General features: G+C 33.4%; 13 protein-coding genes. 2 read left to right on the top strand and 11 right to left on the bottom strand.

Translation table 11 applies throughout. From position 1 onward, the window contains the following. Positions 1-86 precede the first annotated feature (86 nt). From JCM9157_RS21920 to JCM9157_RS21905, 4 genes are all read right to left on the bottom strand, one after another. Complete coding sequence (locus JCM9157_RS21920) at positions 87-749, bottom strand: toxoflavin lyase-like VOC family protein (protein ID WP_035668366.1); 663 nt, start codon at positions 747-749, stop codon at positions 87-89. A 294-nt stretch (positions 750-1,043) separates the two neighbouring features. After that, the gene (locus tag JCM9157_RS21915; RefSeq protein WP_035668364.1) at positions 1,044-1,628 is read right to left on the bottom strand and encodes an HAD-IA family hydrolase; all 585 of its coding nucleotides are present in this window, start codon (positions 1,626-1,628) and stop codon (positions 1,044-1,046) included. A 705-nt stretch (positions 1,629-2,333) separates the two neighbouring features. Continuing rightward, a complete protein-coding gene (locus tag JCM9157_RS21910) occupies positions 2,334-2,861 on the bottom strand; it encodes a hypothetical protein (protein ID WP_235715077.1) in 528 nt (175 codons plus the stop codon). A 235-nt stretch (positions 2,862-3,096) separates the two neighbouring features. Continuing rightward, on the bottom strand, positions 3,097-3,519 hold the full coding sequence (locus JCM9157_RS21905) for a carboxymuconolactone decarboxylase family protein (protein ID WP_035668362.1): 423 nt from the start codon (positions 3,517-3,519) through the stop codon (positions 3,097-3,099). 122 nt (positions 3,520-3,641) lie between these two features. Between JCM9157_RS21905 and JCM9157_RS21900 the strand changes: the two genes are divergently transcribed. Next, positions 3,642-4,091 (top strand): Lrp/AsnC family transcriptional regulator, encoded by a 450-nt coding sequence (locus JCM9157_RS21900; protein ID WP_035668360.1) that lies wholly within the window; start codon positions 3,642-3,644, stop codon positions 4,089-4,091. 121 nt (positions 4,092-4,212) lie between these two features. On the opposite strand, the gene JCM9157_RS21895 is transcribed toward JCM9157_RS21900, so the two are convergent. The 7 genes from JCM9157_RS21895 to aroA all read right to left on the bottom strand — a co-directional run bounded on the left by JCM9157_RS21895 (position 4,213) and on the right by aroA (position 9,115). Further along, a complete protein-coding gene (locus JCM9157_RS21895; protein WP_035668358.1) occupies positions 4,213-4,635 on the bottom strand; it encodes a hypothetical protein in 423 nt (140 codons plus the stop codon). Between the two features lie 180 nt (positions 4,636-4,815). Next, positions 4,816-5,322, bottom strand: coding sequence for an NUDIX hydrolase (locus tag JCM9157_RS21890; RefSeq protein ID WP_081734287.1), 507 nt, complete (start codon positions 5,320-5,322; stop codon positions 4,816-4,818). A gap of 141 nt (positions 5,323-5,463) precedes the next feature. Continuing rightward, a complete protein-coding gene (locus JCM9157_RS21885) occupies positions 5,464-5,910 on the bottom strand; it encodes an NUDIX hydrolase (protein ID WP_052013311.1) in 447 nt (148 codons plus the stop codon). Between the two features lie 112 nt (positions 5,911-6,022). Further along, entirely contained in the window at positions 6,023-6,445 is a 423-nt protein-coding gene (locus JCM9157_RS21880) for an HIT family protein (protein WP_235715078.1), read from the bottom strand. 91 nt (positions 6,446-6,536) lie between these two features. Then, on the bottom strand, positions 6,537-7,013 hold the full coding sequence (locus JCM9157_RS21875) for a GNAT family N-acetyltransferase (RefSeq protein WP_035668354.1): 477 nt from the start codon (positions 7,011-7,013) through the stop codon (positions 6,537-6,539). 133 nt (positions 7,014-7,146) lie between these two features. Further along, the gene (locus JCM9157_RS21870) at positions 7,147-7,491 is read right to left on the bottom strand and encodes a cupin domain-containing protein (RefSeq protein WP_035668352.1); all 345 of its coding nucleotides are present in this window, start codon (positions 7,489-7,491) and stop codon (positions 7,147-7,149) included. Positions 7,492-7,762: 271 nt separating this feature from the next. Continuing rightward, entirely contained in the window at positions 7,763-9,115 is a 1,353-nt protein-coding gene (gene aroA / locus JCM9157_RS21865) for a 3-phosphoshikimate 1-carboxyvinyltransferase (protein ID WP_035668350.1), read from the bottom strand. A 117-nt stretch (positions 9,116-9,232) separates the two neighbouring features. Between aroA and JCM9157_RS21860 the strand changes: the two genes are divergently transcribed. Further along, positions 9,233-10,117 carry a LysR family transcriptional regulator gene (locus tag JCM9157_RS21860; RefSeq protein ID WP_235715076.1) on the top strand — a complete coding sequence of 295 codons (885 nt, stop codon included), beginning with the start codon at positions 9,233-9,235 and terminating at the stop codon, positions 10,115-10,117. The last annotated feature ends 151 nt before the right edge of the window (positions 10,118-10,268 follow it).

The following is a 10,268-nucleotide window of genomic DNA, read 5'->3' as shown; positions in this document are numbered from 1 at the left end:
CCCTTTTTTGCAAACTCTTTTCTTATGTTACAACATAATAGCTGTCAATATGGCAGTTCCTTGTTCAATCTTGCACTCGTCTTTTTTTAATTAATTACTACTTTTCCATCCTGCTTTTTTACCGACATCTTCCCCATTCCCTCAATGGACACTTCAAAAGGGAAAAAACTTGCATCTTTATTTGAGAAAAACCACCTGCGCCCTCTCTTAACTGTTATAAAAAGACCGTGTTCGTCGCCGACTGGGGTTAACCCTTCACTATCTTCCCTCCAATTAGGAATCCCCATTTGATTTAATGTCCTGACAAAGGGAATCACTTCATCAACGACTATCCCTATTTCACTAATGTTAAGAAAATCATCAGATGAAAAGCTATGATCGACTCCATTATTCAAATTGTGGCGGGCAATAAATTCTAGGATATTTCCTGAAGGGTCTTCGAAGTATACGGCATGGGCGTTCCAGCTTTTAAAGAATACTTCATCCGACTCTTGCTCTTTATTTAATGACACTTTTGATTGAATCCAATCCTTCGCTTCTTCCATTTTATTTTGAGGTATATTTATGGCGAAGTGATAAAAAGGATCTGTATCCCCTTCTGATTCCTGAAAATTAACAGCAGTAGAACCTGCCTTCACTGTAAATTCATGCAAATCTTCTTTAATAACCTGGAGCTCCAGTGTGTTCTTATAAAAATCTCTCAATTCATCTAATTTGTTCGTTAATAATGTAATTTCATTGAACTTCATAAATTTCTCTCCTTTATTGAATAGCTCATACAATGTAATTTATATCTTCTAACTTATTTGTACGTATCATTAAACCAGCCATATTCGCCATAAACACCTCCTACCTAATATCGATAATACAAAATCTTGTATTAAATCAACTCGTAAAAAATGCGTGATTTATCTACAACTTTAGATGTAGACAAATCACGTTTCACTAAACCGCCTATCCCTTTTACTGAAAAATATTTTCGGTTTTCAAGTAATAAAAAAAGCCGCATATGCAGCTTTCTGGATCTTCAACTATTGCACCCGTTAGCTCAATAACTGATGGCTAACATTTTTAATCCATTTATATTTATCGTCTGCCAGTAAAGTATTCCAACCTAAGTTACGTGCTTCAATCAGATTTTTCTCTTGGTCATCAACGAATAACACATTCTCATTTCCGTTTAAATAGGAATTTACTTTTAAGTATATATCAACTTGTGGTTTACAAAACCCTACTTCACCAGAAATAGTTATACTTTTTATGTAGACTTCAACTGGTCTGATTATATGTTCCACCCATTCTATACGATGATTACTTAATAAGTGAATATTAGCATAATTGCTCCATAATGGGATTTCCTCAAGAGCAGGTAAAGGCTTAATTACTGATAGTAATTTAGTTACAGCATACTCTTTATCTATGGTTGGGAATCTCTCTATCAACTTATCCCAAAATTCTTCATCTGTAATTTTCCCTGTCCATAATTGTTCTCGGACTTCCTTTCTAAACTTGATAAGGTCATCATATGAAACTTCAAATCTTAAAGATAAACACTCCCAAAATATCGGAGAAAAGTTAGTTGCTATCACGCCTGCAATATCTAAAACTAAGTTAGTTTTTTGGCTCATCTATTTCAACCTCCAAAATAAACTATCCTGCTTGTTCAAGTATTCTACCCATTACTTTAAAAAGAATTAAAGCCTTATGTTAAAAAAGTTAAACTTTGCCAAATAGCAAGACCTAAAAAGAAAACGATTAATATCAAAGAGAACCAAGAGTAACCGTTCTTTTTATCTCTTAATATTTTATAAATAATAAATACCAAAACGCATATCAATGTAACCATGCCCACAATTGATAATAGAAGAAGAGTTAAATACATAAAAACCCCTTATATCTAACTGTACTATTCCACTGGTTCCTATTCATTAAAAACTGGACAACCCACGCCCAATTCTTTCATGTCTTTATTTAACAATGCTGCCCGTTACTTGAATAACCATTGTTTTCATCTTAACATTAATTTCCTTTTTTATGTTCAAGAAAAATGCGTTTCTACTTTATTGCAGAAACGCATCAGTTACTGGAACAGTGAATTTGCTACCCTTTTTTACTTTTTACAAATTGCACAAACCAATATAATGCTATCCAAGGTAGTAGATAACGAGTTGCCCAGTCAATAAAGCCTACTACCAAAGCAAAGGCATCGTAATTTAAAAAGTTAAAACTAAAAAGAATAAGACCAGGAAGACTGTACCATATAATGAATACTTCATTTTACTTCTCTCCTCACTGCTGCTATTGCAGAAATGCTTGCCGTTAGCACAAAAAAGTTACTGACTATTTTCTATTGTCGAGAAAATTCTTGAGTACATCTCTTTAATATTTTCAGGACTTGCCTTGTCATTGTATAGTCCATAATACCAATACTTACCTTCTTCCTCCGCAGAAGAGAGAAAGCCTATAGCATAGTGTTTACTGGTTTCTTTTAAATCTAAATCATCTTCATAGTTTAAGTCTTTTTCAATAAAAGAACGATAAGACTTCGTAGCTTCAATAAAGATAAATGGCAAGTTTGAATTCAAATATACATCAGCATATTTACTTTCAGAAGCCTCAGACAAGTTTTCTTTCGTTATAAACACAGCATCATATCTTTTTAAATCCTCTTTTAGCAGATGGTCAAAATCAATTGTTTCAAAGCTTATTTGGATTTCTTTTACATCTGGTATCTCTCCAATAACTGCAATATTTAGTGGCTTACCTTCGTATAATTTAAAGTCAGGGTTTGAAGAGCAAGCCGTTATACCAAACAAAATTAACAAAACCGATAATTTAAACATTATTTTATTTACATTCAATATCCTTCCTCTTTTCTTTTCATGAGTTTACATTAAAAATTTTAACCCTCGCTTAGGATTACTGTTTCTTTAGCACAATAGAGGCTACTTCATCGACAACTCCACTTCTCCTCTTTTCTTCTTGTGCTAACCTACTTCATTAGCGCGATAAGTGGGGATGTCTGTTATACTAACGCTCGTTTAAAAATTGAAGAATCAAAATCCACGTTCTTCTTTAGTCGAATAGTTTATAGACCTATTGTTGATTCCTCACTGGTTCTAATTTCATCATAGCTCCAAAGTATTGTGAAGCGGTAGTGAAAGAAATAAATGCACAAAGTTCACTAATTTCTCCCTCAGTCATGTATTCCCTCAAGATTCTAAAAGATGAATCTGATATTTCACCTTTTTGTTTTAGAAACACCTCAGTAAACGCAACCGCAATAGATGTTTTTTCGTCAAATCTACTAAGTTCAGGTTTACCTTTGGCTTTACAATATTCACAACCATTCTTTTGAGCTAATGTTCTCCTAACTTGCTCTTTCAGTTTAGCAGAGAGTAAACCCTCTTTTTCTAATACATTTCCCAAATAGCACCATCCTTGCATCACTTCTAAGTTGTGTCCTAAAAGCCGTTGAAAGGATGTGTCACCAAAATTTGATTCCTTAATCCTTGCCATTTAAAATCCCCCTTTGTATATTTAATTATAGAAAACAAAGTGCACAAATCACATTAAATGAATAACAAATAATTCACTTAAACCTTAAATAATAAACGAATAAAAGGGAGATGCCTTTAAAAATGAAAATTGATGATATTGATAGAATGATTTTAGATGAACTGCATAATAATAGTCGCCTATCTATGAGTGAGATTGGAAGAAGGGTAAATTTATCTTCTCCTTCCGTAACAGAACGGGTTAGGCAAATGGAGTCATACGGCATTATTAAGAAATACACTTTGGAAATTGATTACGACAAATTAGGTCTTCCTATTCAATGTATAATAGAGGCTACCGTTAAAAATGGTGATTACAAAACTTTTAAAAATTTTATTGAAATGCTTCCAAACGTACAGTTTTGTTATCGCATAGCAGGTAATGCTTGTTATATGCTTAAAATGCACTTTGATAGCTTCTCAAAAGCGGAGCAGTTTATTGAAGAGATAAACCCCTACGCACAAACAGTCACACATTTTATTTTCTCACAAGTATCAACAGAGCCAAAATTAAAAAGAATGGGCTCCTTATAATAATATAGGGAGTTTGTGCCGCTAACTGCTCCAATAACAACAGAAGCGAAATCCTTCTTGTGGTATTGCACGTTACTTTAAGTACAGTGATTCATAATCTTTTTAGTTTAGAACTCATAATTTATTGTTCTTGTTCCAATTCCTTTATGAAATCATTGACCCAATCCATATCAATCGGACCATTTAAAATCTTATAATAACTACTATCAAAGCGATGCAAACGGTCTCCGTAAATGAAAACCATTGTAGTTTTTCCTTTTTGAGGGTTTACAAAAACATGAAAACCCTTCGTTTCTTTCAAGTCTCTTTCTCTTTCGTATTCAAACTTACTTATTTTTTTTACTCTGTATTGGCTCAAAAACTCCGATAAATCTTCTGCGTGTCCCTTGTTATCTGTAAACAACTCGAAATTTACCAACAGTGATTCAAAATTTGCTGAATTGTAACTAATGATACTATCTAAGCTATAATCATTAAACATTTTTAAAGAGAAGAGAGATATACTGACTAAAAGTCCAATGATTATATACTTTTTATTTTTCATTTAGTAATCTTTCCTCCCTAATAAAACCTCTGCTGTTAAAACAAAAACCTTTTTCTACAAACCTGCCATGTTACTTGGATAACCATTCTTTTATTTTAACATTAATTTCCTTTTCCGTATTCAAAAAATGCGTTCCTGCTTTATTGCAGGAACGCTACCAGTTAGCTTAACAAGAAATAGTTACTTTTGAGATAGATTTTTTAACCATTGTTCATTCCACTGAAAATATAATTCGTTATTTTCGTTATGTAAAAATAAATCTGTAGGGTAAGGCAAAGCAAGTTCAGGCATATTACTTGGACTAAAATATTGAAGTTCAGCCGTTTCGTTATCTACCGGACTTAATTCTTCACTTTGAATAACACATTCAAACATAAAGATGTTATATTCTACTTGATGACCATTAGGATATTGATAGCGATAGTCTTTCCCACCAAATACACCCAATAACTTTATAGGCACAACATATAATCCTGTCTCTTCCCATACTTCGCGAACAACTGCTTCGGCAGGTGCTTCCCCAAGTTCAATCGCACCTGCGGGAAGGCTCCACTTTTCGCCATTCCCTTTGTTTTGTAATAAAATTTCTCCCAAATCATTTCGAACAATCCCTGCTACACTGGGCATAAAAATTAGTTCATCTCCGACTTTTTCTCGAAGTTTTTTATAATAATCCGACATCCCCATTTTATTACCACCTTGATTTTATGTATTTATATATTCACTCAGAATTTATAATGCAACTGTTTTTCTAAACCACTTCTTCTGTTAACCCAACAATAAAGCCAGCTGACCTTGTTGGGTTAACGATTCCCTACTGTGAGATAACTATAAAAAATGTTTCTCAATGATTAACTTTGCTCTTACGTCTATGTTTGAAGGGAGCTTACTTATTGAAAAGTATTTTAGCTCCAAACTTTCATCATCATTCATGGCTAACTTTCCACTGATTTCTTCTGCAAGATATACGGTTATAACGTTATAAACCTCATCACCATTAGGGTATTTAAAATAATAGTCTTTTCCTGATAAAACATCTACAAATTTTAACGACTTTGCCTTTAAACCAGTTTCTTCATAAAGCTCACGCTCGGCTGTTTGCTCCAGACTCTCACCTATTTCCATTGCTCCGCCAGGCAATCCCCATTCTTCTGTATCAGAACGGTGTTGAAATAAAATCTCTTTATTATCATTCATGACTACAATAGTTGAGCCTACTAAAATAAAAGGTCTGCTGCCTATTAGTTCTCTTATGTCTTTAGTATAATCCGCCATAATTGCCTCCATCTTATAATCTTTATTCAAGGAAACTCCCCAATAGCACTTACTCACACAGACAGTATTGTTTGTTCAACTATTGCTCTCATTGATTGAAAAAAAGAACTTTCTATCTAAAATTGTTTATCGCTTCAATTAACATTTTTTTTGAATCGGAGAGGTCACTGGTTCTTTTAACTGTTACTACATCCTCGTTGTAGAAATCTGCAAATGATTGTTCTTTATACCTTGGAACAACATGCATATGGTAATGAGATAGCTCATTGAATATACCACCGTTTTGTGTAACCGTTATCCCGTCAGGTTTATATAGTTGCTTTAACGCTTTTGATAGTAGTATAGAAGCACTCATAATAGCATTTGCGGTTTCACTATTAAGTTCATCAACATCTACAAAATGTTGTTTTGGTAAAATTAAAGTATGTCCCTCATTAAAAGGAGCATGGTCTAAAACACAAGCAACATAGTTATCTTCATACACAATATTTGTTGGCAGCTTCTTATTTGCTAAGCTACAACCTAAACATTCTATTTTTCGTTCCACAGTTCTCCTTCTCCTTTATTACATTCTATTGCACAAACCTGTTCGTTAGTAGTGTTTCTGCTGCATTGCAGCGCTTTCCTTAGTTCAATAGAATCTCCATCTTTCTACTCTTTGTTGCCATACCAATTGACTCATAAAATTCAATTGCAGAAGAATTCTTCTCTGAAACTCCCAATTCAATACTATCAACTTTTAGGCTTCTCCCAAACTCAAAAACATATTGCAAAAGTCTTTTTCCGATACCCTTCTTTCTCTGCGTTTCAGCAACGCATAAACTGTTTATAAATAATATATTTCTCGCATTCACAAATGAATTTTCAGCTATTTCTTCTTCCTTCAACACAACAATTCCTACTATTTCAATTCCTCTGGTTGCCACAAAAATATGCTGTCTGTCATCAGCTAACTGGTTTTCAAAGAACTCCTGACTTACTGGAGTAGAATTCTCTTTATATAAATCCGGTCTTTCATAAACGTGTAATTCGTGAACCTGCCTGAATAAAGGCAATAGAGAATTGTAATCACTTTTATTAGCGTTTCGGATAAATATTTCCATATTATTCCTACCTCTCAATAATCGTTAATTCGAAACCATGTACTCTTGCCTAGGATAGGTTATTAAATTCTTATGACCTTTACTTCAACAAGAAAGAGCGATTACCCTTTATTGAGCAATCGCAAGTACAAGATTATTCTGATGTTAAAACTCTATCGCCCTTGCTATTTGGCTGAGAAGTTACAATAAATTCTAAGTTTTGATTACTTTTATTAAACATTTGATGTGGAACAAGTGGCGGAACCTCGAAGCCCTCTTGTGAATTTAATTCTATTATAGTTCCATCAACCTCAAGCGTAGCTGTTCCTGATAAGACAAAGAAAAATTGCTGGGAGTGATTATGATAGTGTCTCACTTCTAATGTATTTTGGGGCATACGTTCATGAATAATACTTAGATCGTTATTATTAACTAAATACCATCCATCGCAATTATCGCCCCAAATATAATGTTCTGCATTACTTTTGCTTATTTTCATCGGTCAAACTCCTAACTAGCGCTTTAATAATATAACTATGTTCCATTCCCTTATTGAACTCTTCTGGAATGTTACTTGTATAACCATTATCTTAATTTTAACATTAATTTCCTTTTCCATGCTCAAAAAAATGCGTTCCTGCTTTATTGCAGAAACGCACTCCTTTAGCTTTAAGTGCAATATTTCAAAATATTATTTATATGAATTCTAAAAGGGTGACTGTCATCTTAAGAATCGCCCTGAGTTAATTTTATATCATTCTTTTTTATTACTAGAAAATTTCATGTTGAAATATGTTTAGACCTAACCTCTCCAACAACGCAAAATACTGAGGACAAGTTTTAGAAACACATCCTGGATCATTTATTTGTATCCCTTCAACCCTTGAACCAATAAGTGCTAATGACATTGCCACTCTATGATCATCATGCGTATTTAGTAAAGTTGGTTTTGGGTTACCTGGATAAACTTTTAATCCATCTTTAAATTCCTCCACTTTGATTCCTAACCTAGATAGTGATTCGCATATTACACTAATTCGATTCGATTCATGATGACGAATATGTTCAACATCTTTAATGGTTATTGGTCCATCTGCGAATGGAGCAATTGCTGCCAATGTTAATGTCTGATCAGACATCTCCCTCATAGAGATTTCAAACCCACCTTTTAATTGGGTTACCCCCTCTAATTCAATGAATGATGAACCCTTTGTTACTTTACATCCCATTTGTTCAAGGACATCAACCATTTTAATATCTGGTTGCTTTGTTGCCAAAGTTAGATTATCAATTCGTATTCTACCATTTGTCACTGCTGCAAGGGCAAGAAAGTAACAGGCAGTTGAAACATCCGCTTCTAAATTTATATCTTGCGGAGTGTACCGCGAAGGATATACTACTATTTTCTTTAGTTCGTTATCATATTGAACTTTTGCACCAAATTTCTCCATTAATTCTAAAGTTAAAAGTACATATGAATGTTGAACTATATGATCCTTAATATTGACTGTGATCGTATCTTTCAAATAAGGTGCAGCAATCAATAGACCACTTATAAACTGACTAGAAATATTACCCGAAAGGCTGACCTCGCCTCCAGTTAATTCTTTTCCTTGTACTAACAACGGGTAGTAACCTTCATTACATAGATATGTTATTTCAGCACCAAGCTCCCTCAAAGCATCTACTAAGGGTGAAACAGGTCGTTTACTCATACTTTCGCTGGCTACTATTTCCCAAGTCCCTTCACCAGAAACAGCTAACGCTCCAGGCAAAAATCGTGCAATGGTTCCTGCTGCACCAATATACAAATTACCCGATTTCCAATTTCCACCATTCCCCTCAATGAAAACTGTCTCTCCTTGGATTTCTATATTTACACCCAACTTTTTCAAGGAATCTAAACACCAAAAAGAATCATCACTTTTTAAAATACCTTTAACTTTTGACTTGCCATTCGCTAAAGCACTTATAATTAGTGCTCTATTCGTGAAACTTTTGCTCCCAGGAATAGTAATTGTTCCATCTATTCTTCTTTTACTTGGTGAAACACTTATTGCATTTACACCTTTTAATGGTGTCCATGGGCTACGGGCTTTTTCATCAAAAATATTCTTTTCCAATTCCTAACTCCCCTTATTAACAAATTATTTATTATTTTCTATATCTTTATTATAATTACGATTAAGTTATAAATAAAATTAATATAATCCATAACAGTTATAGGTGGTATCTATATCATGCAATTAGATCTGTATCGTGTTTTTTATGTTACGGCTATGGAAAAGAACTTCAGTAAGGCAGCAAAAAAGTTATATATAACACAACCAAGCGTTAGTCATGCCATTAAACAATTAGAAGAAAGCCTTGGGATTCAATTATTTGTTCGAACCTCAAAAGGAGTTACAATGACACATGAAGGCGAAACACTATTTGGTTATATTAGTCCAGCTTTTGGATTAATTGATAACGCTGAGCGAAAGATTTCTGAGATAAAAAGTTTAAAATGTGGTCATGTTACAATCGGAGGTAGTGATTCGACATGTAAACATTTTTTACTGCCTCATATACAAACATTCCAAGATATGTTTCCAGAAATACAGATTAAGCTACAACATGGTTCTACACCCAAAATTTTGGATAAGTTAACAAAGGGACTTATTGATATTGGTGTAATTCATTTACCTATTGATCATTCTCAGATAACGCTAACCGAATTTTTAAGCATTAGTAGCACCTTTATTGTAGGGGAAAAATATAAAAATTTAGCTAATAATCATCTTTCTCTTGAAGAGATGCTTAACTACCCCATTATCTCCTTTTCGGAAACGAGCAGTTCAAGAAGATTTCTAAATCAACTATTTCAAAAACAAGGGTTAAATGTAAAACCCGACATTGAAGTTGGAAGTGTTGAATTATTAATTGAATGTGCAAAAATCGGAATGGGAATTGCATTTGTAACTAAAGAATTGGTTTTGAAAGAATTATCCGAAGGGGAATTATTTGAAGTGTGTTTAAATGAAAAAATAGAAAACAGAAAAATTGGGCTAATAACCAGAAAAGAGATTCCTCTGTCAGTAGCAGCAAATAAGTTTATAAAACATTTAGTTGAAATAAGCCATTAAAATATTTAATAAGTTTTGAAAAGGGCAAACTGATATTTTATTTGGGTTGCCCTTTTCTAAAACTTTATTGAACTAAACTGCTCGTCACTTCAACAACAGTAGGAACTTTAAAATAAACAGCTCATAACTATTGCTTACGTTAGCGAAAAAA

The sequence above is a fragment of the Halalkalibacter akibai JCM 9157 genome, from assembly GCF_000513135.1.
GTDB classification, from domain to species: Bacteria; Bacillota; Bacilli; order Bacillales; family Bacillaceae_D; genus Halalkalibacter; species Halalkalibacter akibai.
Note: the sequence above shows the minus strand (reverse complement) of the source record. Positions and strands in the feature narration are given on the sequence as shown.